The sequence below is a fragment of the Flavimaribacter sediminis genome (assembly GCF_019492055.1).
Taxonomy (GTDB): Bacteria; Pseudomonadota; Alphaproteobacteria; order Rhizobiales; family Rhizobiaceae; genus Flavimaribacter; species Flavimaribacter sediminis.
Genome location: NZ_JAICBX010000002.1, coordinates 45,368 through 67,997, shown reverse-complemented (window position 1 = coordinate 67,997; position 22,630 = coordinate 45,368). Strand labels below are relative to the sequence as shown.

Genomic DNA, 22,630 nt, shown 5'->3' with positions numbered 1-22,630 from the left:
TCAGGAACAATTCCATGTTTGAAGTATTCGCCCGTATCCGTAGATTTCTGCCGTTGCTGCTTGTGTTGCCGTTGCTTGCCGGAACGGCGATTGCGGTAGCCCAGACGTTCAAAACCCAGATCTACGATCCCGAAACCCGCAAGTGGTACAATTACGACCAGAAGCGGGCTTTGAAGTATTACCGCAAGCATGGTCAGGCGCCGGCGGACTTTCAGCGGCAGGTTGTTACCTTCCGCACGGCGGAAAAGCCCGGCACCATCATCATAGATGGCGACAAGCATTTCCTTTACTACGTGCTGCCCAACTTTCAGGCGATCCGCTATGGCATAGGGGTGGGTCGTGACGGGTTCGGCTGGGCCGGCATCGTTGAAGTGGGTCGCAAGGCCGAATGGCCAACCTGGACGCCGCCGGCTGAAATGGTTGCCCGCGACCCAAACGCCGCGAAATATGCAAACGGAATGCCTGGCGGCCCGGACAATCCACTCGGCGCCCGCGCAATGTATCTCTATGTCGGCGGACAGGACTCGATATATCGCATCCACGGCACCACTCAGCCGTGGTCCATTGGACTCAATATTTCGTCCGGATGCATTCGGATGGTGAACGAGGACGTTATCGATCTCTATAGCCGTGTAGAAGTTGGCGCCCGCGTCATCGTTCTTATGCAGGGCGCCGCGCTCTACAAGGGGGTCTGACAAGGCTCAAAAAGCTGCAAACCAAGAAGGGGGATTGCAAATGACGGAATCAAAGTCTGGTTGGGCCGTTGCGCTCGTCGCGTTCGTGGCGCTCGGGCTGACGGGGTGTACGGCGAGCAAGCCGCAGCCGACGGTGCGCAGCGCCGGAACGACGGCGCCTGCAGACCTGCAACTGCTCTGCGCCTCGGAGGCTTCGACCCGTTTCGGCGCCAACCGCGATACGATTCTGCCGGTCAGTTCCAGCCAGGAGGGCTCCAATCGCTACCGCGTTGATCTGACTATGGCCGGTGAGAGCGCTGTCTGCGTGATCAGCGATACGGGCATCGTCGAATCCCTGCAGAAAGTCTGATCCAGCCGCGCCTGAAGGCGATTGATGATGTGCGATGAGGCGCTGCTTTGCAAAGGATGCGCCGCATCGTATAAGGGATTCGTCGTGCGGCGCGTCGTTGGCCAAATCTGAAAATTATTCCTCGCATCGGGAAACCGTCATGAAACGTTTTGGATTACTTTCTGTGCTCATTCTTGCCCTTGGTCTCGCCGCTTGCGCCAATACAATCAAAGGCGCCGGTCGCGATACGGCGAACGCGGTGGACGCCACCAAGCAGGCCGGCGAAGAAGTGGCTGACGCGATCGAGTAGACTCCGGGCAGTCACTCGTTAGCGCACCGGACACGCTAAATCCAAAGATGACCGAACCGGGGAACCTTCCTGTGGCCTTGGCGTTTAATCGTCATCCCGATTGAACATGGAGGCTACCCGTGAAGCAGATCAGCGTCGTTATAATTCTTTTCTCAGCGCTCGGACTTTCGGCATGCGCTAACACCATTCGCGGCGTCGGCCAAGATACCGCCAACACCGTCAACGCCACGAAATCGGCCGGAAACGATGTTGCGGCAGCGGTTGAATAAAACACCGTCAGCATAATTGCCGGGCGGATTACGATGCATCTGTCCGGTCCATACCATCTCCCCCAGTTCATTGATCGTTGGACAGCCGGTCTGTTTCAGGGGGCAGGCGTTCCCGCTTTCGATTTCTCGAAGCCCGCAGGCGAGCCAGCCTTGGCGCCTGCGTCGTCTGTTTCGTGGATCGTGTTCAAGAACCCGGTGTCGCTCTTTGTGGGCGGCGTCGCGGCGGTGATCATGGAGTTCGCCCTTCCGGGCGTGCGGAGCGGCGTCTGGGATCACTCCAGTTTCAAAACCAAGCCGGTAGAGCGCCTGCAGCGAACCGGACTTGCGGCGATGGTCACGGTCTATGGCGCGCAAGCCAAGGCGCGCGACATGATCGATCACGTGACGCGGTTGCATAACAAGATCTCCGGCGTAACGGAGGCCGGCGAGACTTATTCGGCCAGTGACGTCGACCTTCTGAACTGGGTTCAGGCGACGGCGATTTACGGGTTCACCGAAAGTTACAGTCGCTACGTGAAGCATCTGGACGAGAACTGCATAGACCGCTGTTTCGACGAGGGGCTGCCAGCCGCCCGACTTTACAGCGCGACAGGCGCTCCGTCTTCGAGAGCAGAGTTCCACTGGCTTCTTGCCCGGCTGGAGCCGCGCATGACCGCCTCCCCAATTCTCTTCGAATTTCTCGATATCATCAAGGACGCTCCGGTTCTTTCCCCGGCGTTCAAGCCCGTCCAGAGGCTGCTCGTAGGCGCGGCCGTGGATATTGTTCCGGATCGGATTCGGAATATCCTGGGGCTCGATCCATCTCTTGGTCTCAAGCCCTGGCAGGACAATATCATCAGACAAGCAGGCGGACTGGCCGATCGCATAGTCCTTGCCGAAGCGCCTCCGGCGCAATCCTGCCTTCGTCTCGGTCTGCCCGTTGATTATCTCTATCGCGGGTGAAGGTCCGACTGCGGCAATCAATGCCGTTGACAAGTGACCGCTCCGCACGACACGATTGTTGCGTCGCAACAGGAGAAGGGGCGTTGCAACAATGGACACGAATTCACTGATCCGCTCGTTGCCAAAGGCCGAGATCCATATCCACCTTGAAGGGGCGATCCTTCCCGCTACGGCGATGGAGCTCGCTGCGAAGAACAACGTCGCGCTGCCGGAATGCGAACAGGTCGAGGATCTGTATTCCTACGCCGATCTCGCCGAGTTCCTGGCGATCTATGGCGCGATCGCGGACAGTATTATCACGGTGGACGATTTCCACCGCATCACCTATGAAATGCTGCAGTCGGCCGCAGCCAACGGCGCGCGGTACATGGAATTTTTTATCAGTCCGCACGCCCATAAAAATGTGGCTTTCAAGCAGCAGTTCGAGGGCATTCGGGCAGGCATGGCGGACGCCGAAGCCGATCTCGGGATCGTCTCCCGGTTCATACCCGGCGTGAACCGGGAACTGGGGCCAGCGGCCGGCGAGGAATATCTCGATGAAATCCTCGACAATCGGTGTGACGAACTGATCGGTCTGGGCCTCGATTACAATGAGGCGCCTTTTCCGCCGGAGCCGTTCGCCGACCTGTTTGCCCGCGCTGCGGACAATGGTTTGCGTCTGACGGCGCATGCCGGCGAATCCGGTCCGGCGGCCTTCATCGCCGGTTCGCTCGACGCGCTGAAGGTCGAGCGCATCGATCATGGCTACAATATCGTCAATGACGAGGCGTTGATCGAGCGCTGTCTCGGAGAGGGCGTCGTTTTCACCTGCTGTCCCTCGACCACACAATACACCACCGCCTGGCGTGACCTTGACGCCGCCGATCACCCGATCCGCCGGATGCGCGAAGCAGGACTCGCGGTGACGATCAATTCCGACGACCCGCCGATGTTCGCGACCGATCTCGGCAAGGAGTTCGAAATCGCCTACGATAGTTTGGGGTTTTCTCTGGACGACCTAAAGGCCGCTATTCTGACGAGCCTCGATGCGTCCTGGCTTGACGAGACCACGAAGCGGCAATGGAAGGCGGACTGGTCGAAAGAAATCGACAAAGCATATGCTGAGGCAGGACAATGACTGACACGATACCCGTAATCGACATGAAGCCGCTTTTTGAAGGCGGAGAAGCCGGACGGAGGCACGTCGCCGATCAGATCGGAGAGGCGTGCCGAGGGATCGGCTTTTTCTATGTGGCCGGCCATGGCGTTCCGGCGTCCTTGCGTGAAGCGGTCTTCAGCAAGGCGAAGGAGTTCTTCGACAGTCCGGAGGAGCTGAAACGAAAATCGCTGTATTCGGCGGCCAGCGGCAATCGCGGCTTCATTCCGATGAAGGGCGAATCCCTCGATCCGACAAAGGCGCCGGACCTGAAGGAAGCCTTCAATATCGGCCTGGAACTGCCCGCCGACGATCCTGAGATCGTTTCCGGGGCGCGGTTTCGGGCGCTCAATCTTTGGCCGGAGGTTCCTGGCTTCAAAGACACAATGCTTGATTACTACAATGCCGTGTGGTCGCTCGGGAAGTCGCTGCACTGCGCCTTTGCGACAGAACTCGGCATCGAAACGGACTTTTTCGACGACAAGCTGAGCCGGCCGCTGGCGACCCTGCGTCTTCTGCACTATCCGCCGAGGCCTGCAGCCCTCGATGAAGGTCAGCTGGGCGCCGGAGAGCACACAGACTATGGATGCGTGACGCTTCTGGCGACCGACGAAGTCGGCGGGCTGGAAGTGTACTCGAGAGACGGACGCTGGCTCGCCGCGCCCTATATCCCGGACACCTTCGTCTGCAATATCGGAGATTGTCTGATGCGCTGGACCAATGACGTCTACGTATCCACGCCGCATCGCGTGGTCAGCCCTCCCGGCCGCGAGCGTTATTCGGTCGCGTTCTTCCTGGATCCCAATCCGGAGGCGATCGTGGAATGCCTGCCTGGATGTGCGACGGAAGAGACGCCGGCCAAATATCCGCCTATCCGCGGCGACGACTATCTCGAAAGCCGCCTCAACCCGACTTACGAGAAGAGCGGCCTGGTTTCATGACCGAATTCCGGAACTGATTTATCGGACTGATGCGCCGGACTATCGCTCCCCGCGCTGGAGCCTTATATAGAGCTGCTCGCGTTCCTCGATGAGATTGAGGGCGACGGCGATGCCTGCCCGGTTTACACCGAGGTCGTGCTGCAGTCGCCAGGCTGTGCGCGTCCTGCGTATGCTGGTTGCCGTAAATCGCCAGGCGGACGGTTCGCGACCGGTCGGCTCCAGAATGCCTTCTTCAACCAGTTCAATGATCCAGTCCGCCCGAACGCCGCAGGACCTGCACAGTTCGGCCAGGGTCAGGGCTTCAATCAGTTCCGCTGAGACGGCTTCCGCCGATTTCTTCGCCATGATCGGTTAACCTCCCGATTTCGAACGCGGATTGAAGTCGAGTTCACGCGCCATTTTTTCGTAGATTTCCCGCGCCTCCGGCGTGTCGGCCGGCGGCGTGACAATCTGCAGGACGGCATAAAGATCACCGGCGGGTTTCGCCGGCAATCCGCGCCCTTTCAGACGAAGCTTCTGACCCGAGCGCGCGTTGGGTGGAATTTTCAGTTCCACCGAGCCTGACGGTGTCGGAGCCTTGACCTTGCCGCCCAGCGCCGCCTCCCAGGGGGTGATCGGCAGATCCATGTAGACGTCGCGTCCGTCGATGCTGAACCCGCGCTCCGGCTTGAAGGCGACTTCAAGATACAAATCGCCGGCCCGGCCCTTGCCGATCCCCGGCGTGCCTTGCCCGGCCAACCGGATGTGCTGTCCCGGAAGTATGCCCTTGGGGATCGTGACCTTGATCGTTCGGTCCTTGACCGTGACGTGACCGGCCGGGTCGACCTGCGGCGCATGCAAACCAATCTGCCGTGTCGCGCCCTCATAGGCGTCCTTCAAGGCGATCTCTATGCGTGCGTGATGATCCTGGCCCGGAGCATGGAACTCCCTGCTTCCCTGATACCGGGTCCGGCCCGAGCGGGCCTGGCCGAAAAGGCTCTCGAAAAAATCGCTGAACGCCTCTTGGTCGGCTTCGGTGTATCCGCCGCCGGAGAATTCAAATCCGCTGTCCCAGCCCGGAGGCGGACGGAAGTCCTGACCCGCCTGCCAGTTGGCCCCGAGTTGATCGTAAGCAGCCCTCTTTTCCGGATCCTTCAAAACTTCGTAGGCTTCGCCGGCGTCCTTGAATTTGGTTTCGGCGTCGGCCTCCTTGTTGACGTCAGGATGGTACTTGCGCGCCAGCTTGCGATAGGCGCGCTTGATATCGTCCTGTGTCGCCTCGCGTTCGACGCCGAGAACCTTGTAATAGTCCTTGTAATCCATGCGCTCCTTCCGAAGCTGGCCGTGGAGATAGTCGCGGCCCTTATTGAGTTGATCCGGCAGCGCGACCATATCCGCTTGCCGGCGCGTCCGGAAGTGTCCGGTTTGAGAATCGCCAGGTTTGCGGGGTTGTGTCGCACGCCTAATGTAAGTGGAATCCTTGCGCGTTCAACGATCATGGACAGATCATTCATGATCGAAAAAATCGCCGCCGACTTCTTGTTTCGGACTGACGCACTGCCTATCTGGGCTCTGGCCGCGATGGATAAGCCCGTCACAGTCTTATATTGTGAGGACAGCGGGCTGATGAAACCATCGCTGTTTTTTTCCGGACAACAGGCAAACCGGTCTTGCGCCGCTGCCTGCCCTCGCTCCGGATCGTCGGTCCGGCGGCAGGAGTAGCCGAAAAAGCGGCTCATCCCGACAGGAAAGCGTGTGAACCGGCGCCCTTGCGCGCCGGGCGCTGCTTCGTCCTTCGCTGAACCGGCGACGTCATATGAAGGAAAGCGATATGCACAGTATCAGGGATATTCTCGGACTGCGGCGACGAAACGCCGCCAAGTTTAACAGGAAGGCGACCCGAAAGACGCACGGAGGCATGAGCGAACTTTCGCCGCATCTCCTCAAGGACATCGGCGTCACCAAGGGTGTGAAAGACAAATACTGGTGCGATTAGCGCCGCTGGCAATATTGCAGTGCACCCTCTTGACTATTTCAGGAAGCGCCTGCACCTTGAGACTCAGGTTTCAACAACAGAAAGGAGGTGGTCCAATGTCTAAAGCGATATTGGAGATTGAAGTCAGGAAAATCGGAGGTAACGGGATCTGAAGGCAGCCCTTCGTCCTTGTGACGTCTGATTGGGTCTTACCCTAACTGACCCATCTCCCTAGAGCTTGGAAAGAGCCGTCTGAAGCTTCGGACGGCTCTTTTTTATGTCTTGCGGCTGCGGTCGTCAGCCGCCGAAATCGTCAAGCATGATGTCTTCGCGATCAACGCCCAGTTCCAGCAGCATGTTGATGACAGACTGGTTCATGATCGGTGGGCCGCACATATAGTATTCGCAATCCTCCGGCGCCGGATGGTCCTTCAGATATTCCTGCAAGAGGATGTTATGGATGAAGCCCGTGTAACCGGTCCAGTTGTCGTCGGGCAACGCGTCGGAGAGCGCGACGTGCCACTCGAAATTGTCGTTTTCAGCGGCCAGACCGTCGAAATCCTCAACGTAGAACATCTCGCGCTTCGAGCGCGCGCCGTACCAGAAGCTGATCTTCCGTTTTGTTTTCAGCCGTTTGAGCTGGTCGAAAATATGGCTGCGCATGGGCGCCATTCCGGCGCCGCCGCCGACAAAAATCATTTCCTTGTCGGTGTCGCGCGCGAAGAACTCCCCGAACGGTCCCGAGATCGTCACCTTGTCGCCGGGCTTGAGGTTGAAGATGTAGGACGACATCAGGCCGGCGGGAATGCCTTCGGAACCGGGCGGGGGCGAAGCAATGCGAACATTCAGCATGATGATGCCCTTTTCTTCGGGATAATTCGCCATGGAATATGCGCGTTCGACCGGCTCGTCGACCACCGATTCATATTGCCAAAGATTGAACTTGTCCCAGTCCTCGCGATACTCCTCGCCGACGTCGAATTCCTTGTAGCTGAGCTTGTGTTTGGGCGCTTCGATCTGGATGTAGCCGCCCGCCCGGAAATTCACGTTTTCGCCTTCCGGCAGTTCCAGGACAAGTTCCTTGATGAACGTCGCGACGTTGTCGTTGGAGCGCACCGTGCATTGCCATTTCTTGACGCCGAACACTTCTTCCGGAACTTCGACCTCCATGTCCTGCTTGACCGAGACCTGACAGGAAAGCCGGTCGCCATGCGCGGCCTCGCGCTTGGTTATGTGGCTTTCTTCGGTCGGAAGAATTGAGCCGCCGCCGGAAAGCACCCGCACGCGGCATTGCGCGCATGTGCCGCCGCCGCCGCAGGCGGAAGGCACGAAGAGTTTTTCTGCGGACAGTGTTTGCAAAAGCTTGCCGCCGGCGGGAACCGAGATCGTCTTTTCGTGGTTGATCGTGATGTTGACGTTGCCGGTGGAAACAAGCCTCGACCGCGCCAGCATGATGATCGTGACAAGCGCCAGGACGATGAGTGTGAAAAGCAGGACGCCTAGTGTGAAAGTCTGCATATCGATACGATCCGTCTCAGAGTTTCACGCCGCTGAACGACATAAACGCCATGGCCATGAGCCCGGCTGTGACGAAGGTAATGCCGAGGCCCTGAAGACCGTCGGGTATGTCTGAATATTTCAGTTTCTCGCGCACCCCGGCCATGGCGGTGATCGCCAGCGCCCAGCCAAGTCCCGAGGCGACGCCGTAAACCGACGCCTCGGTGAAGTCGTAGTCGCGCTCCACCATGAACAGCGATCCGCCCAAAATGGCGCAATTCACCGTGATGAGCGGCAGGAAGATGCCAAGGGCGTTGTAAAGCGGGGGAAAATACTTGTCCAAGACCATCTCGAGGATCTGCACGATGGCCGCGATCACCCCGATGTAGCAGATCAGTCCGAGGAAGGTCAGGTCGACATCGGGAAAGCCCGCCCAGGCTAGCGCGCCGGGTTTCAGGAGGTTGGTCAGCAGAAGGTTGTTCGCCGGAACGGTGATCGCCTGGACGATCGTGACCGAAATGCCGAGCCCGATGGCCGTCGATATCTTCTTTGACACGGCGAGAAAGGTGCACATGCCAAGGAAGAAGCTCAGCGCCATATTCTCGACGAATATGGCTTTGACGGCGAGGGAAATCAGGGCTTCCATCAATGCGCCTCGACCGTCTGGATACGGAACTCACGTTTCTCGACCTGTGCAGGCTTCCAGGTTCTGAATCCCCAGATCAGAAGGCCGATCACGAAGAAAGCCGAAGGCGGGAGCAGGAGCAACCCGTTGGGCACGTACCAGCCGCCATTATTGACCGTCTGCAGTATGGTGACGCCGAACAGGCTGCCAGCGCCGAAGAGTTCGCGAACGGTTCCCACCAGCATCAGGATCAGTCCGTAACCAAGCCCGTTTCCGACGCCGTCGATGAAGGACTCGATCGGCGGGTTCTTCATCGCGAAGGCTTCGGCGCGTCCCATCACGATGCAATTGGTGATGATGAGGCCGACAAACACCGACAATGTTTTCGAGATGTCATAGGCGTAGGCCTTGAGCACCTGATCGACCACGATTACGAGCGACGCAATGATGACCATCTGCACGATGATCCGGATGGAACCGGGTATCTGGTTGCGCAGAACAGAGATGAACATCGAGGAGAAAGCGGTCACCAGCGTGACGGCGATGGCCATGACCATCGAAACCTTCAGAGAGGACGTCACCGCCAGCGCCGAACAGATGCCAAGGACCTGCAAGGTGATCGGGTTGTTGTCGACCAGCGGGTCTATCAACAACGTGCGTCTCGTCTGCGCCATCAGATGTCTCCTGCCTTCAGATTTTCAAGGAAAGGCCCGTAGCCGCGTTCGCCAAGCCAGAACCGAACCAGCGCGTCCACGCCGCGCGAGGTGAGCGTCGCGCCGGACAAGGCGTCGACATAGTATTCCCGCCCGGCCGGGGGCGGGGTTTTCGCCACCGTTATCTGCAGATCGCCATTTTCATCGGCAAGCTTCTTGCCGCTCCAAAGGGCTTTCCAGCGTGGATTGTCTACCTCGGCGCCGAGCCCGGGCGTCTCCGCATGATCGTAGAACTGCAATCCGTAGATCGTGTTGCCGTCATTCTCGACAGCGATATATCCGTAAAGCGTCGACCACAGCCCATAGCCGTGAAGCGGCAGAATGACCTTGTCGACGCCGCCGCTGTCGTTGCGGAGGAGGTAAATGGTCACGTAACGCGCCTGTCTGCCGATGCCGGCCGGATCGTCTTCCAACTCCACCGAGGTTTGCGGATCGTCCGCAGCGGCCCGGTCGTCGAACTCGGCAGGATCGAACTTGTCGGTGAATTGACCCGTATCGAGATCCAGCACATGCGCCTCGAATGCGGCGAAGGCGTCGGCGACATCTTCGCCGGGCTGGTAAATGCCGGCCACCTGCAGGATGTTGACCTGTTTGTCTTTCAGCGCGTTGACTTCCTGGAGCGGCCGGAGCGCAACCGCAGTGGCGGACACGATCATCGATGCGACAAGGCAAAGCGCAACCGCCACGAAGACGGTTTTCGGCGCAGAGTCGGGCGACATGTCCAGGAAGCGGCGGATGACGCCTTTGCGGGTTTCCGGTTGATCAGGCATGGCGTCTGGCCCTCCGGCGGATATTGGCCTGAACGACGAAGTAATCGATCAGCGGCGCGAAAACATTGCCGAACAGGATAGCGAGCATCATGCCTTCCGGAAAGGCGGGATTGACCACCCGGATCATGACCACCATGACCCCGATCAACGCGCCGTAAATGTAGCGGCCAAGATTGGTATGGGAGCCCGAAACCGGCTCCGTGACCATGAACACCAGACCGAAGGCATAGCCGCCCAGCACAAGGTGCCAGTACCAGGGCATGGCGAACATCGGGTTCGTGTCGGAACCGATCACATTGAAAAGCGTCGCAAGGCCGATCATTCCGGCCAGGCAACCGACCACCATGCGCCAGTTGGCGATTTTTGTTATCAGCAGGAACACCAGTCCGATGAAGCAGGCGAGCGTCGATGTCTCGCCGATGCTGCCCTGGATGGTTCCGATGAACGCGTCAAACCAGGTGACGCCGTGAGTCATCAGCGCCGTGTAGCCGTCTGACGCCGAGACAGACAAGGCGGTCGCGCCTGAAAAGCCGTCCACCGGGGTCCAGATCTGGTCTCCGGACATATAGGCGGGATAGGCGAAGTAGAGGAAGGCGCGTCCGACAAGCGCCGGATTGAGAAAGTTCTTTCCCGTGCCGCCGAAGATCTCCTTGCCGATCACCACGCCGAAGGAAATGCCGAGCGCCACCTGCCAGAGCGGAGTGCTTGGCGGCAAAATCAGGGCGTAGAGCATGGAAGTGACAAGAAAGCCCTCGTTGACCTCGTGCCGGCGAACCGTTGCGAACAGCACTTCCCACAGGCCGCCGACGACCAGGGTGGTGATGTAGATCGGCAGGAAATAGAGCGCTCCGTGCAGGAAATTGGCGATCGGATTGGCCGGGTCAAAACCTATGCCGAAGAATTCGAGAAGGGAGGCGCGCCAGCCGGAAGCGCCATAGACGCCGATCGCCGTATTGACCTGCAGGCCGACATTGTAAAGCCCCATGATAATCGCCGGGATCGTCGACAGGACCACGTAGGTCATGATCCGCTTCATATCGACGTACGAACGTGCGTGCGGAGCGACTGTTGTCACGGTCTTGGGCGTGTAGATGAAGCTTTCCACCATCTCGTAGACGGGGAAGAGCCGCTCCCATTTCCCGCCTTTCAGGAAATTGGGTTCAATTCGGTCGAAGAAATCTCGCAGACCCAAGGCGTCAGCCCTCCTTCTCGATCTTTGTCAGGCAATCACGCAGGGCCAGGCCGTATTCGTATTTGGCGGGGCAGGCGAAGCCTACGAGACCGAGATCTTCTTCATCGAGTTCGAGCGCGCCGAGCGCCTGCGCCTGATCCGAATCCATGACGAGTAGCGCGCGCAGCAGTTGCGTCGGCAGGAAATCCTGCGGCATGAGTTGCTCGAAAGTGCCTGTCGGGACCATGGCGCGCCGGCCGCCATTGAGGTTGGAGGTCAGTGCGTACAGTTTCCGCGAAAACGCCGAACCAAGAACCGGCTGGACGGCGAACTTCGATGGCATGGGCCGGATCCAGCCCATGGGTATCTGCTTGTGATCCTCCTCGATGAGCGTGACCTGTCGCGCATAGCGTCCAAGATAGGCGGCGGGCCCATCGCCGGCCCTTCCGCTCAGGATCGAACCGGAAATCATTCGCACAGGGAAGTTCTGCGGATATTCTCCCTGCGTCAGATCGATCAACGACGCGCCGGCGATTGTGCGGATCAATCGCGGTTTGGCGCAAACCGGTCCGCACAGAGCGATCACGCGGGATGCGTCATAACGACCCGTGGCGAGCAATCGTCCGATCACGATCACATCATGGTAGCCGATCGTCCAGACGATCTTTTCAGCGGTGGGCGGCTCGAGGAAATGCATGTGCGTGCCAGCAAGTCCGGCAGGATGCGGACCGCTGAAGGCTGCCGGCTCGACGCCCGGGGCGTCGGAACCGGGAAGCGCCAAGCCTGCAGCATGGCACAGGTAGGTGGGCCCCTCTGTCAATTGGGCGACGGCGCCAAGCCCTCGCGCGAAATCGTCGGCGGAGTCGGCGATAACGATTTCCGGATCGGCGGCCAGTGGTTCGGTGTCCATCGCTGTCAAATAGATGGCGGCGGGACGCGTCGAAGGATCGGGGATTTTCGAATAGGGTCGCGTTCTGAAAGAGGTCCAAAGTCCGGCCGCGCAGAGCCGCTCAACGAGCCCTTCCGTGGTTTTTATGTCTCCAACGTCGGAGAAATCCACAGGCGGCGCGGCATTCTTGTCGACTTCGATCTCCACGCTGATCAGCCTGCGCCGCGCGCCGCGGTTGATCGCTTTCACTCTCCCGGACACCGGAGACGCGATGATCGCATCCGGCAAATCCTTGTGGGCGAGCACCGGAGATCCCGCGCCGACGACATCGCCTTCCTGGACGGAGAGCCTCGGCTTGAGATCGAGATAGTCGTCTCCCAATATTGCGACAGTTCTGACAATCGGACCGTTTTCAATGTCCTGAACAGGCGCGCCCAGAACAGGAATGTCGAGACCTTTTCGTAACGTGAACTGCTGCACGGATGATTGTTTCCCGAGAAATGAACTGTAAAGACGCCCGCTTATATGCAACGCGGCATCAAGGGTCAAAACCGCTTTGAGGCTTTTGGGAAAAAAATTTTGACTTGAAACAAAACGAAATGTCGAAGAAAACCCATCCGCAAGAAAGGTCATAGACCGATCACCTCATTTCAAAGGATTTTATCCTTGGCCGACTATATGAAATTTTCCCGACGCTCGTTCCTCCTGATGACGGCTGCTCTGGCCGCCTGCAAGCCAGGATCATCGATACTGGAATTGTCCGGGCAGACGATGGGCACGACCTACAATCTGGTGGGTGTCGACCATGGCGGAACAGTTGACCGGGACGAATTGCGCAAGGCCGTCGAAGCATCGCTCGCCGAAGTGAACGACCAGATGTCGAACTGGGACCGTGGCTCGGAGATCTCCCGCTTCAACGCCACGACCTCGCAAGCGACGCCGGTGTCTCCGGCGCTGGCGCAGGTCATCAAGGCTGCGCAGGACGTGCACTCCGCCAGTGACGGTCGTTTCGACATAACAGTCGGACCGCTCGTCGACGCGTGGGGTTTCGGATCCGGTCGGGACCGGAGCGACGCGCCGTCGGACGCCGAGATCGCAACGGCGCTCAGCCTTTCGGGACAGGAACGGACGCTGGCCTTTGAGAACGGCCGTCTGCGCAAGCTGGAGCCGGGCGTTGAACTCAACCTTGCGGCCATTGGCAAGGGCTACGGGGTCGACCGGGTCGCCGCTTCCATCGAATCGTTCGGCGTCAGCGACTACATGATTGAAATCGGCGGCGATCTCTACACGTCCGGCAAGAATCCGGATGGTCAGAACTGGAGGATCGGCATTGAAACGCCGGACAGGACCGGTCGCTCGGTGCTGCAGGTGGTCGAGACGTCCGGCCTCGGCATGGCGACATCCGGCGATTACCGAAACTACTTCGAACAGGACGGCCAGCGCTATTCCCACGTCATTGACCCGAAGACGGGCAGACCGATCACGCACGCCACAACGTCTGCGACTGTGCTGACCGAGAACGCAATGCTGGCCGACGCCTGGGCGACAGCCATGCTCGTGCTTGGCAGCGAGCGCGGTCTGGAGATCGCTGACGAACAGGGCCTTGCCGTGCTGTTCGTCGATGCTGACGGGGCGGAAAAACCTTACGTCATCAAGCCCAGCAAGACTTTCGCCGCCTTGCAGGCGTAGCGGGGCGGTTTGCCATGACGACCTTTCTCTTCGCTTTCGGTCTCCTGATGCTGGTCACGCTCGGCATGTCGCTGGGCGTGATCCTGATGGGACGCACCATCAAGGGAAGCTGCGGCGGGCTCAACGCGATTGCCGGCGCCGATCATTGCCTGGTCTGCAAGAAGGAAATCGATCCGGACAGCCCTTTGGTCGAGAGGCTTGCCTGCCCCAGGGCGCGGCGGATGCTGGAAAAGGTCGAGGCCGACTGATCCTGATCCGACCGCGTCAGGGTATGACCGGTACGAAGCCGAGGGTCAGAAACGCTCCTGCGGCCGCCAGTCCGAACAGCCACAACTGCCAGGTCGGGCCCTCCGCCTTCCATACCCGGCGATACTGGTATCCCATCACGCAACCCAGGATGAACAACAGCGTCGCCCAGATTGGCGTCAGGGTGAAATCTATCACGAAACAGGGGCTCCCACAGCTTCCCGAACAGGTTTAAGGTAGGTGCCACGAAGGCGCACCAATGTTCAAGGGAGGAGCGAGGCCAATGCCGGAATCATATCAACCGCCCCTGCAGAAGGACGACGAACACGAGACGACGCACAGTCAGTCTCTCGACACCAATATCTCCAAAGAGGCGGCGACCGTTCACAAGATCCTCGCCCACAAGGGCGGCGATGTGATCGGCATACGTCCCGACGATACGCTCGGCGACGCAGTGCAGTTGCTGCGGGACAAAGGCATCGGCGCCCTCATCGTCACCGAAACGGATGGCGCGTTGCTTGGCATTCTTTCCGAGCGCGACATCGTGCGCAAACTGGCCGATGCGCCGGGACGAACGCTGCCGCACCGCGTGGACGAAGTGATGACCAAAAACGTGGAAGTTTGTTCCCCAACAGATGACCTGGTGTCAGTCTTGCGACGCATGACCGATGGACGTTTTCGCCATATGCCGGTTGTTGAGGAAGGGCGTCTGATTGGCATGGTGACCATAGGCGACGTGGTGAATTACAGGCTTCTGCAGCTGGAATACGAGGCCTTGCAACTCAAGCAATTGATCGTGGGGTAGTCGCCGGCCGCCGTCGTATCGACGGACTGTGGTCGTTTTGTTTCGCCTGACGCTTTGGGGGTTTTCCGATGACGCGCGATCATGTCGCCATCAATCGAGACGTCTGGAATGCGGACGCTGAAAACTGGATCGCCGGGGGCGAGCGCCTCTGGAAGGCCGAGACGCCCGTCTGGGGCAGTTGGAGCGTGTCGGACGAGTCCCTGAAACTGATTCCCGAAGATTTGACCGGCAAAGATGCAATCGAACTGGGATGCGGCACGGGCTATGTCTCCGGCTGGATGGCGCGACGCGGCGCGCGGGTCACGGCAATCGACGTTTCCGCCAATCAGTTGGCCACGGCGCGTCGGCTGGCGCATGAGCACGGCGCCGATATTACCTTCATCGAGGGAAACGCCGAGGCGACAGGGCTGGAGGACTCCTCCTTCGATTTCGCGATCTCGGAATATGGCGCGGCGATCTGGTGCCCGCCCGAAGCATGGCTGCGGGAAGCCTGGCGCCTGCTGCGCTCTGGGGGAACGCTTGTGTTTCTTGGCAACCACCCCCTGGTGCTTCTTTGCTCGCCTGAAAGCGGCGCGCCCTGTGACACGACATTGCACCGCCCCTATCGAGGAATGTGGGGCGCGGACTGGACAGAGGTCGAGTTCGAACCAAGCGGCGTGTGCTTCAATCTGACCATATCCGGCTGGATGGAGCTCTTCGCCGCGATCGGTTTTGCGGTGAAGGGCTATCACGAGGTATTCGCGCCGGATTCCGTGACAGACACGCGCGCCTTTGTTCCTGCCGAATGGGCCAAAAAATATCCGGTTGAACAAGTTTGGCGTTTGGAAAAAGTTGGATGATGAACTCATCCGGGGCTCAAAGCACAAAACCAATATTCGCACTGTGCTAATGCAGTCCAATGACGCGTTAAGACTGTTTGCGTGAAGATTACCATTTGTTGTTCTTTCGGTTATACTGCTTCTTCACGACTGGTGATCAAAATCACACCGCCAATTCCATTGGTGGAGTAGAATGAGTGGCATGTCCGAAGGCGACAGGGAAGATAAAGGACCGTCAGGGAATTATTCAGTTTATTCCATAGCGCCGGTCACGGTGCAGTATGGTCCTGTCAGTTATGTGCCAGCGCCGCCGGAAAAACCACCGGCGAAACGGGCGCGGACAGACAGGCTGAAAAGCCTTGTCGAAGGCGTCGGACGCTTCCGCTCGCTGTTCTTCGACATCTTGTTCATCCTTCTGGTCGCCTTTCTGGCGTTTCTCGCCGTCTATCTGGCCTTCTCCGAACGCAAGTTGATCGTCGAACCCATCAAGGCGCCGGCCATGCTGACGCAGCTTGGTTACTCGGGAGACGTCGCGGCGGACCGCCTCGTGGACGCCATCAACGACGTGGAGCAGGCCGCCAAGGTGCGGCGCAACAATCTCGATGTCATTCCCCGGTCCAGAAACGTCGAAATCACGGTGCCGGAAGTCGGAACCTTGTTCGACACCAGCCTCTATTATGTGAAGAAACTGTTTTCGCGGCAAGACATCCAGATTGCAGGCGAGTTCATCTGCAGCACAAGGGAGTGCGAAACCGAAGGAATATATCTGCGTTTGCGGGTTCTTGGCGGCGCTGACGCCACGGTGAATATGGAAATGATCGGCGACAGCTCAAAAACTGGTCTGGAGGACGATTATTTTCGATCGGCGGCCATCGATCTGTTGGAGAAAATTGATCCCTACGTCGCCGCCGCCTATTACTACGATCGAAAACCCGATCGCGCGACAACGATCATCCGGCGCATTCTTCGGGGATCGCAAACCTCGGAAGACATCGCCCTTGCCAATAATTTGCTCGGTGTGATGGATCTGCATGCGGGGCGTTATACGAGCGCCATCGGCTATTTTAGCAACGCAATAGACATCGATCCGGGGCTCACCGAGGCCTACAGCAACTGGGGCAATGCTCTGCTCTCCCAGCACCGGACGGACGAGGCGATCGTCAAGTATGAAATGGCGATAAGGCTGGATCCGGAATTCGCTTCTGCGCACGCCAACATCGCCGACGCCCTGATGCGCCAAGGCGATGTTGATGAAGCCATCGAGAAATACCGGACGGCGATCGATATCGATCCCGACATCGCCTACGCCTACGCCAATCTCGGCGACGCTTTCGCGCGAAAGGGAGATGCGCTGACTGCCGTCGGCGATACGCAGAACGCCGAGGTCGCCTACGCCGAGGCGTTCGACTACTTCAGGGACGCGATCGACATCGAACCTGCTCTCGTGTTCGCTTATGTGAGTTGGGGCAACGCCATGATGAAGCAGGGGGCCTATGACGGCGCTCTTAAAAAAATCGAGGAAGGGCTGGACACCGCCACGACGCGCGACATTCCTAATCGCAGCGGCACGCTCGCCTATTTGAATGCAAGCCTCGGCGATCTTCATATCCGTATAGACGACGACCCGAAAACCGCCATCAGGCACTATCGCGAAGCGCTGAAATTCCGTCAGGACAATCTTCAGGCGCTCGCCGGTCTCGGCGATGCGCTGAGCAGTCGCCGACGCTACGATGAAGCGATCAAGCACTATCAGAAGGCGCTGGAGGTGAAGAAAGACTATGTCCGGGCTGCAGTCGGCCTTGGCGACGCCTGGTATCACAAAGGCAAGTCCTTCCACGAACAGGCCGAGATCGCCTATCTCCAGGCCGTCGAATACCAGGAAGGAGCATTCAGAGCCCATGAGGGCCTTGGCAATATTGCGTTCAGCCGCGGTAATGATATCGAGGCGGAGGCGCGCTTTGCCGAGGCGGTCAGGCACAACGTCAATGCGGTGCATTCACATGCCGGGATAGGCAACGTCAAATTCCGACTTGGATATTATGAGGACGCCAGCGATGCTTTTGCAAAAGCGTTGGAGATCAATCCGGACGTCGCCTATATCCAGGCCGGTTATGCAAGCGCAAATGCGCAGTTGGGCGCTTGCGATACGTCCATACCCAGCTTCGACAAGGCGACGCTGCTCTCGCCCAGGTCCGCGTATATCTACCGCGACTGGCAAGCCACACTCAGGAAATGCGGCAGGGAAGTTGAAATACCGGCGGCGCTTCGGCGCTGGGCGGAGGCAAGTCCCGATTCCGCCGAACCGCAGTTTCTGTTGGCTCAAGCCTATCTGGAACTGGGCGTGACACATGCGGCTGCGCAGCATTGCCGATTGGCGGTCCGGATCAATCCGGAACATACTGACGCGACCATGCTGCTGGCCGAACTGGATGAATCCTATAGGCAATCGGGGCCGCGATAGGCGCAAACTGACCAGGCGCGACGTTCCATTCGGTGCACGAGGCAGTCGTCTTCATCGAACATGCGCCGTCCGACCGGACGGAAGCCCAGACGCTGATAAAACGCATGCGCCCGGACATTCCTTGCGAGCGGGTCGATCAGCACTGCAGTCACGTCCGGATCTGAAAAGCAGCGCTCAAGTGCGAGACGCATCATCTCGGTTCCGTAACCGCGACCGAGATCGGTTTCCTCGCCAATCCAGATGTCGATCGCGCGTAGGTTCGGGGCGACATCGCCCCAGTAGTGCGTCTCCTCCTCCTTCGGATCGATGATCTGCATGAAGCCGATCGGCCGATCGGCTTCCTCCGCAATCAGAAGCTGGCGCCACGGCGGATCCCGAGGGAGTTCGTTAGCCCAGTCGAACGCGTCATCTTCGCCGCCGGCCCACACGACGTGGGGTTTGGTGTCCCAGTATTCCAGGATCTGTCGATCTGAAGGAATTGCGGTTCGCAGACGCATTGCCGATCTCCCGATTTACGGAGCGCCTTTGATTTAGTGTCGACCGGAATTTCCTCAAGACGTTGTTTAGTAGAATGCGGGCGATGCTTGTTCGTTCTCTGCGCAGAAGCGGCAAGATGTTCAAATTTCATAAAAATTGTTTGTTGCATTGCAATATGTTGGAACTTCGAGAAGGTGTTTTGCACACCATGACATTTCCGGTTGCAATGTTTAGTAAATGCTGTTTAGCTAAACAAACTGCTAAACATTCGACTTGTGAAAACGGCCGGGTGAACACTGCGGGCAGGAGGGATTTTATTGGTTCGGTCAGGAGGCCGACCTGCAAACGGGAGGAGCATCATGAGTAGAGCACTCAAACTCACATTGGGAATGACGACCGCGCTTTCGCTGACAGCGGCAGCGAGCGTATCGGCGAAGGCCGACGAACTGACGCTTTGCTGGGCCGCGTGGGACCCGGCGAATGCGCTGGTCGAACTGTCCAAGGACTTCGAGGCGCAGACCGGAACGGAAATGAGCTTCGAATTCGTGCCGTGGCCGAATTTCGCTGATCGCATTCTCAACGAACTCAACGCCGGCGGTAAACTCTGCGATCTTCTTATCGGAGACTCGCAGTGGATCGGTGGTTCCGCCGAAAACGGATACTACGTCAAACTGAACGATTTCTTTGAAGCTGAAAACATCTCCATGGACGACTTTGCGGCCGCGGCCGTGAACGCTTATTCCACCTGGCCGAAGGGCACGCCGAACTACTGGGCGCTGCCGGCCATGGGAGACGCCAATGGCTGGTTCTACCGCAAGGACTGGTTCTCGCGTCCCGAACTGCAGGCCGAGTTCAAGGAAAAATACGGCCGTGACCTCGCGCCGCCCCAGACCTGGGACGAAATGAAGGAAGTCGGCGAATTCTTCCAGGGCCGCGAGATCGACGGCAAGACCGTGTATGGAGCGGCAATCTTCACCGAGCGCGCATCCGAAGGCATAACGATGGGCGCAACGTCTGCGATGTACCCATACGGCTTCAAATATGAAAACACGCCCGGCAGCTACGACATGGAAGGAGCCGTCAATTCTCCTGAAGCCGTCGCCGGCCTTGAAGCCTACAAGGAGCTGTACAAGTGCTGTACGCCTCCGGGCTACACCGACAGCTACATGACCGAAGGGCTCGACGCCTTCAAATCCGGTCAGGTGGCGATGGCGATGAACTGGTTCGCCTTTTTCCCCGGCCTTGCAAAGGACGAGAACGTTGGCGGCGACAAGATCGGCTTCTTCGTGAATCCGAAACAGAACATCGCAGCCTCGACGCTCGGCGGTCAGGGCATTTCGGTGGTCGCCAATACCGACAACATGGACGGCGCTCTCGCCTATATCAAATGGTTCTCGCAGCCTGACGTTCAGAAAAAGTGGTGGGACCTCGGTGGATACTCGGTTCACAACGACGTGCTGAACGATCCGTCATTCAAGGACTCGCAGCCTTTCGCGGCCGACTTCCTGGTCGCGATGAACCAGGTGCAGGACTTCTGGCAGGAGCCGTCCTACGCCATCCTGCTGCAGGATATGCAGAAGCGTCTGCACGACTATGTCGTCGCCGACAAGGGAACGGCCAAGGAAGCGCTCGATCAGCTGATCGAGGACTGGACCGAGACCTTCGAAGACGACGGCAAGATCAACAATTGACCGCGCGCCTCCCGGCCGTCCCGGCGTTCGCGCCGGGGCGGCGTTTCGTATCTGCAATCCGTAGTATTTTTCAGGCGATCACATCGTGAACGAACGTTTCTCGACAACTCTGGAAGGAACAGCCGACGCTGCAGCGCGGTCGACGCCGCCTGCTGTAGCGCGGCGGCTCCGGGGCCTTTCCGACCGGGCGATCGCCTGGATATTCATCTCGCCGACAATCATATTGCTGCTGGCCATCAATATTTTTCCGCTCTGCTGGGCGATCTATCTCTCTTTTACAAACTACCGGGCGAACCGTCCCAACGCCGAAGTCAAAGGCGTGGGCCTGCGCAATTTCGAACGCGTTTTGACCGACGGCGACACCTGGCTCGCCATGCAGGCGACCGCGCATTTCGTGTTCTGGACGATCGTGCTGCAGACGCTGATCGGTTTTACGCTGGCCTATCTGATCGACCGCAAGTTTCGCGGCCACGCCTTCTGGACGACGGTCATCCTCATTCCGATGATGCTGTCGCCGGCCGTGGTCGGCAATTTCTGGCGCTTTCTCTATCAACCGCAGATAGGGCTTTTCAATTACATCGTCTCGTTCTTCACTGGCGTTGAGCCGTCCTCCTTTCAGATGCTTGGCGATGTGACGCTGGCGCCCTGGGCGATCATCATCGTGGACACCTGGATGTGGACGCCCTACGTGATGCTGATCTGTCTGGCCGGGCTGCGGTCGATTCCGGACTATATCTATGAAGCGGCCGAGGTGGATCGCGCGTCACCCTGGCGGCAGTTCTGGTCGATTACCATTCCTATGGCGCTGCCCTTCATCATGCTGGCTGTTCTCTTCCGCGGAATCGAGAACTTCAAGATGTTCGACATGGTGGTGCTGCTTACCGGCGGCGGACCCGGATCGACGACGGAGCTGGCCTCCATCACGCTGAAGCGCGAGGCGTTCGAAAGCTGGCGGACAGGCAGGGCCTCGGCCTTCGCCATTATCCTGTTCGTCGCGGTCTTCGGTCTCGCCAACATCTACGTCAAGGCGCTGAACAGGGTGAAGCAAAGATGAGCACGACAGCACATTCCGTCGTCGCGCCTGGCAGGCTTTCGAAATCGATCGCCGGAGCCGTCGTCATCATCTATGCGCTGGTGACGATGATCCCGCTGGCCTGGATTCTCTTGACCAGTCTCAAGTCGCCGCCCGATTCCATCAGCTATCCGCCGAAGGTGATCTTCGAGCCGACGGCGGAGGGATATTGCAATCTCTTCACGACGCGCAGCCGGCAGACGGACGAATATATCGAGAGCCTCGGACCGCCCCGGGGTATCTGCGACGAGATCACCCGCAAGCGGAACATGGTGATCGTCGGCGAGAGCAATTACTGGCCGCGATTCATGAACTCTCTGATCATCGGTTTCGGGTCGACCGTGCTTGCGGTCTTTCTCGGAACGCTTGCGGCCTACGGGTTCTCGCGCTTCCGGGTGCCGCTTGCCGACGACCTTCTGTTCTTCATATTGTCAACGCGCATGATGCCGCCGATCGCGGTCGCGATCCCGATCTATCTCATGTATCGCGAACTCGGCCTGTCCGACACGGCGATGGGCATGATCCTGCTTTACACCGCCGTCAACGTGTCGCTTGCGGTGTGGCTGCTGAAAGGGTTCATCGACGAAATTCCCCGCGAATATGAAGAAGCCGCGATGATCGACGGCTACAGCCGCATGCAGGCCTTCTTCAAGGTGGTGCTGCCGCAGGCGACCACAGGCATTGCGGCCACCGCGATCTTCTGCCTGATCTTCGCGTGGAACGAATACGCATTCGCCGTTCTCCTGACGTCAGGCGAAGCCCAGACGGCGCCGCCCTTCATTCCAACCATCATTGGCGAAGGCGGCCAGGACTGGCCGGCGGTCGCCGCCGGAACCACGATCTTCCTGGTGCCGATCCTCGTTTTCACCATCCTGCTGCGCAAGCAGTTGCTGCGCGGGATCACATTCGGAGCGGTCAGAAAATGAGCGTGGAGAGAAATGGCAAAGGGACACGGAGCGCCTGGCCAGGCTTCCTGAGGCGGGGGCCGATGGAAATGCTGGCGATGATCCTCATCGGTCTGGGCTTCCTCATGATGTTCCAGCCCTTCGCCGAAATCCTCTACACCTATTCCTTTGTCACGCTGCTGACGGGAACCGTCATGTTCATCATCGTCTCGAAGTTTCCGGAGTAG

The 22,630-nt window shown here is 58.8% G+C and carries 27 protein-coding genes; 17 read left to right on the top strand and 10 right to left on the bottom strand.

Annotated elements, in window-relative coordinates; all coding sequences use genetic code 11:
* The first annotated feature begins 14 nt into the window (after positions 1-14).
* The 7 genes from K1W69_RS08565 to K1W69_RS08535 all read left to right on the top strand — a co-directional run bounded on the left by K1W69_RS08565 (position 15) and on the right by K1W69_RS08535 (position 4,620).
* Positions 15-695: a L,D-transpeptidase gene (locus K1W69_RS08565; RefSeq protein ID WP_220227963.1), complete on the top strand. Its 681-nt coding sequence runs from the start codon at positions 15-17 to the stop codon at positions 693-695.
* A 40-nt stretch (positions 696-735) separates the two neighbouring features.
* A complete protein-coding gene (locus tag K1W69_RS08560; protein ID WP_220227962.1) occupies positions 736-1,044 on the top strand; it encodes a hypothetical protein in 309 nt (102 codons plus the stop codon).
* 139 nt (positions 1,045-1,183) lie between these two features.
* Entirely contained in the window at positions 1,184-1,333 is a 150-nt protein-coding gene (locus tag K1W69_RS08555; RefSeq protein ID WP_220227961.1) for an entericidin domain-containing protein, read from the top strand.
* Positions 1,334-1,461: 128 nt separating this feature from the next.
* The gene (locus K1W69_RS08550) at positions 1,462-1,602 is read left to right on the top strand and encodes an entericidin domain-containing protein (protein ID WP_370688251.1); all 141 of its coding nucleotides are present in this window, start codon (positions 1,462-1,464) and stop codon (positions 1,600-1,602) included.
* Between the two features lie 33 nt (positions 1,603-1,635).
* The gene (locus K1W69_RS08545) at positions 1,636-2,544 is read left to right on the top strand and encodes an oxygenase MpaB family protein (RefSeq protein WP_220227959.1); all 909 of its coding nucleotides are present in this window, start codon (positions 1,636-1,638) and stop codon (positions 2,542-2,544) included.
* Positions 2,545-2,635: 91 nt separating this feature from the next.
* Positions 2,636-3,661, top strand: a complete 1,026-nt coding sequence (gene add / locus K1W69_RS08540; RefSeq protein ID WP_220227958.1) for an adenosine deaminase — start codon at positions 2,636-2,638, stop codon at positions 3,659-3,661.
* Positions 3,658-4,620: an isopenicillin N synthase family dioxygenase gene (locus tag K1W69_RS08535; RefSeq protein WP_258570951.1), complete on the top strand. Its 963-nt coding sequence runs from the start codon at positions 3,658-3,660 to the stop codon at positions 4,618-4,620. The genes add and K1W69_RS08535 overlap by 4 nt, the downstream gene beginning before the upstream one ends.
* A 39-nt stretch (positions 4,621-4,659) precedes the next feature.
* On the opposite strand, the gene K1W69_RS08530 is transcribed toward K1W69_RS08535, so the two are convergent.
* Positions 4,660-4,965 (bottom strand): chaperone modulator CbpM, encoded by a 306-nt coding sequence (locus K1W69_RS08530; RefSeq protein WP_220227957.1) that lies wholly within the window; start codon positions 4,963-4,965, stop codon positions 4,660-4,662.
* A 6-nt stretch (positions 4,966-4,971) separates the two neighbouring features.
* The gene (locus tag K1W69_RS08525; RefSeq protein ID WP_258570950.1) at positions 4,972-5,991 is read right to left on the bottom strand and encodes a DnaJ C-terminal domain-containing protein; all 1,020 of its coding nucleotides are present in this window, start codon (positions 5,989-5,991) and stop codon (positions 4,972-4,974) included.
* Between the two features lie 439 nt (positions 5,992-6,430).
* Here K1W69_RS08525 and K1W69_RS08520 point away from each other — a divergent pair, with 439 nt between their 5' ends.
* A complete protein-coding gene (locus tag K1W69_RS08520; RefSeq protein WP_220227956.1) occupies positions 6,431-6,595 on the top strand; it encodes a hypothetical protein in 165 nt (54 codons plus the stop codon).
* 276 nt (positions 6,596-6,871) lie between these two features.
* Here the strand turns inward: K1W69_RS08520 and nqrF are convergent, their stop codons facing one another.
* Genes nqrF through K1W69_RS08490 form a run of 6 tightly spaced genes read right to left on the bottom strand, consistent with a single transcriptional unit; the run spans position 6,872 to position 12,719 of the window.
* The gene (gene nqrF, locus K1W69_RS08515) at positions 6,872-8,092 is read right to left on the bottom strand and encodes an NADH:ubiquinone reductase (Na(+)-transporting) subunit F (protein ID WP_220227955.1); all 1,221 of its coding nucleotides are present in this window, start codon (positions 8,090-8,092) and stop codon (positions 6,872-6,874) included.
* A 16-nt stretch (positions 8,093-8,108) separates the two neighbouring features.
* Positions 8,109-8,717 (bottom strand): NADH:ubiquinone reductase (Na(+)-transporting) subunit E, encoded by a 609-nt coding sequence (nqrE, locus tag K1W69_RS08510; protein ID WP_220227954.1) that lies wholly within the window; start codon positions 8,715-8,717, stop codon positions 8,109-8,111.
* A complete protein-coding gene (locus tag K1W69_RS08505; protein ID WP_220227953.1) occupies positions 8,717-9,370 on the bottom strand; it encodes an NADH:ubiquinone reductase (Na(+)-transporting) subunit D in 654 nt (217 codons plus the stop codon). The genes nqrE and K1W69_RS08505 overlap by 1 nt, the downstream gene beginning before the upstream one ends.
* Complete coding sequence (locus K1W69_RS08500) at positions 9,370-10,179, bottom strand: Na(+)-translocating NADH-quinone reductase subunit C (RefSeq protein WP_220227952.1); 810 nt, start codon at positions 10,177-10,179, stop codon at positions 9,370-9,372. The genes K1W69_RS08505 and K1W69_RS08500 overlap by 1 nt, the downstream gene beginning before the upstream one ends.
* Complete coding sequence (locus K1W69_RS08495; protein ID WP_220227951.1) at positions 10,172-11,371, bottom strand: NADH:ubiquinone reductase (Na(+)-transporting) subunit B; 1,200 nt, start codon at positions 11,369-11,371, stop codon at positions 10,172-10,174. Before K1W69_RS08495 ends, K1W69_RS08500 begins: the two co-directional genes overlap by 8 nt.
* A 4-nt stretch (positions 11,372-11,375) precedes the next feature.
* Entirely contained in the window at positions 11,376-12,719 is a 1,344-nt protein-coding gene (locus K1W69_RS08490; RefSeq protein WP_220227950.1) for a Na(+)-translocating NADH-quinone reductase subunit A, read from the bottom strand.
* A gap of 186 nt (positions 12,720-12,905) precedes the next feature.
* On the opposite strand from K1W69_RS08490, the gene K1W69_RS08485 reads away from it, so the two are divergent.
* Together K1W69_RS08485 and nqrM are read left to right on the top strand one after the other, a co-directional pair.
* Positions 12,906-13,928, top strand: a complete 1,023-nt coding sequence (locus K1W69_RS08485) for an FAD:protein FMN transferase (protein WP_258570949.1) — start codon at positions 12,906-12,908, stop codon at positions 13,926-13,928.
* A gap of 14 nt (positions 13,929-13,942) precedes the next feature.
* The gene (gene nqrM, locus K1W69_RS08480; protein ID WP_220227949.1) at positions 13,943-14,176 is read left to right on the top strand and encodes a (Na+)-NQR maturation NqrM; all 234 of its coding nucleotides are present in this window, start codon (positions 13,943-13,945) and stop codon (positions 14,174-14,176) included.
* 16 nt (positions 14,177-14,192) lie between these two features.
* Here nqrM and K1W69_RS08475 read toward each other — a convergent pair whose 3' ends face one another.
* Positions 14,193-14,372, bottom strand: coding sequence for a hypothetical protein (locus K1W69_RS08475; RefSeq protein ID WP_220227948.1), 180 nt, complete (start codon positions 14,370-14,372; stop codon positions 14,193-14,195).
* Between the two features lie 85 nt (positions 14,373-14,457).
* On the opposite strand from K1W69_RS08475, the gene K1W69_RS08470 reads away from it, so the two are divergent.
* The 3 genes from K1W69_RS08470 (at position 14,458) to K1W69_RS08460 (ending at position 18,258) form a co-directional block, all read left to right on the top strand.
* Positions 14,458-14,979, top strand: a complete 522-nt coding sequence (locus K1W69_RS08470; RefSeq protein WP_220227947.1) for a CBS domain-containing protein — start codon at positions 14,458-14,460, stop codon at positions 14,977-14,979.
* Positions 14,980-15,047: 68 nt separating this feature from the next.
* Positions 15,048-15,818, top strand: a complete 771-nt coding sequence (locus K1W69_RS08465) for a class I SAM-dependent methyltransferase (protein ID WP_220227946.1) — start codon at positions 15,048-15,050, stop codon at positions 15,816-15,818.
* A gap of 172 nt (positions 15,819-15,990) precedes the next feature.
* Complete coding sequence (locus tag K1W69_RS08460) at positions 15,991-18,258, top strand: tetratricopeptide repeat protein (protein ID WP_220227945.1); 2,268 nt, start codon at positions 15,991-15,993, stop codon at positions 18,256-18,258.
* On the opposite strand, the gene K1W69_RS08455 is transcribed toward K1W69_RS08460, so the two are convergent.
* On the bottom strand, positions 18,234-18,755 hold the full coding sequence (locus tag K1W69_RS08455; RefSeq protein ID WP_220227944.1) for a GNAT family N-acetyltransferase: 522 nt from the start codon (positions 18,753-18,755) through the stop codon (positions 18,234-18,236). The genes K1W69_RS08460 and K1W69_RS08455 overlap by 25 nt on opposite strands.
* A gap of 339 nt (positions 18,756-19,094) precedes the next feature.
* On the opposite strand from K1W69_RS08455, the gene K1W69_RS08450 reads away from it, so the two are divergent.
* The 4 genes from K1W69_RS08450 to K1W69_RS08435 all read left to right on the top strand — a co-directional run bounded on the left by K1W69_RS08450 (position 19,095) and on the right by K1W69_RS08435 (position 22,630).
* Positions 19,095-20,426, top strand: a complete 1,332-nt coding sequence (locus K1W69_RS08450) for an ABC transporter substrate-binding protein (RefSeq protein ID WP_220227943.1) — start codon at positions 19,095-19,097, stop codon at positions 20,424-20,426.
* A gap of 85 nt (positions 20,427-20,511) precedes the next feature.
* Positions 20,512-21,480 (top strand): carbohydrate ABC transporter permease, encoded by a 969-nt coding sequence (locus K1W69_RS08445; protein ID WP_220227942.1) that lies wholly within the window; start codon positions 20,512-20,514, stop codon positions 21,478-21,480.
* On the top strand, positions 21,477-22,424 hold the full coding sequence (locus K1W69_RS08440; RefSeq protein ID WP_220227941.1) for a carbohydrate ABC transporter permease: 948 nt from the start codon (positions 21,477-21,479) through the stop codon (positions 22,422-22,424). The genes K1W69_RS08445 and K1W69_RS08440 overlap by 4 nt, the downstream gene beginning before the upstream one ends.
* On the top strand, positions 22,421-22,630 hold the full coding sequence (locus K1W69_RS08435) for a hypothetical protein (RefSeq protein ID WP_220227940.1): 210 nt from the start codon (positions 22,421-22,423) through the stop codon (positions 22,628-22,630). The genes K1W69_RS08440 and K1W69_RS08435 overlap by 4 nt, the downstream gene beginning before the upstream one ends.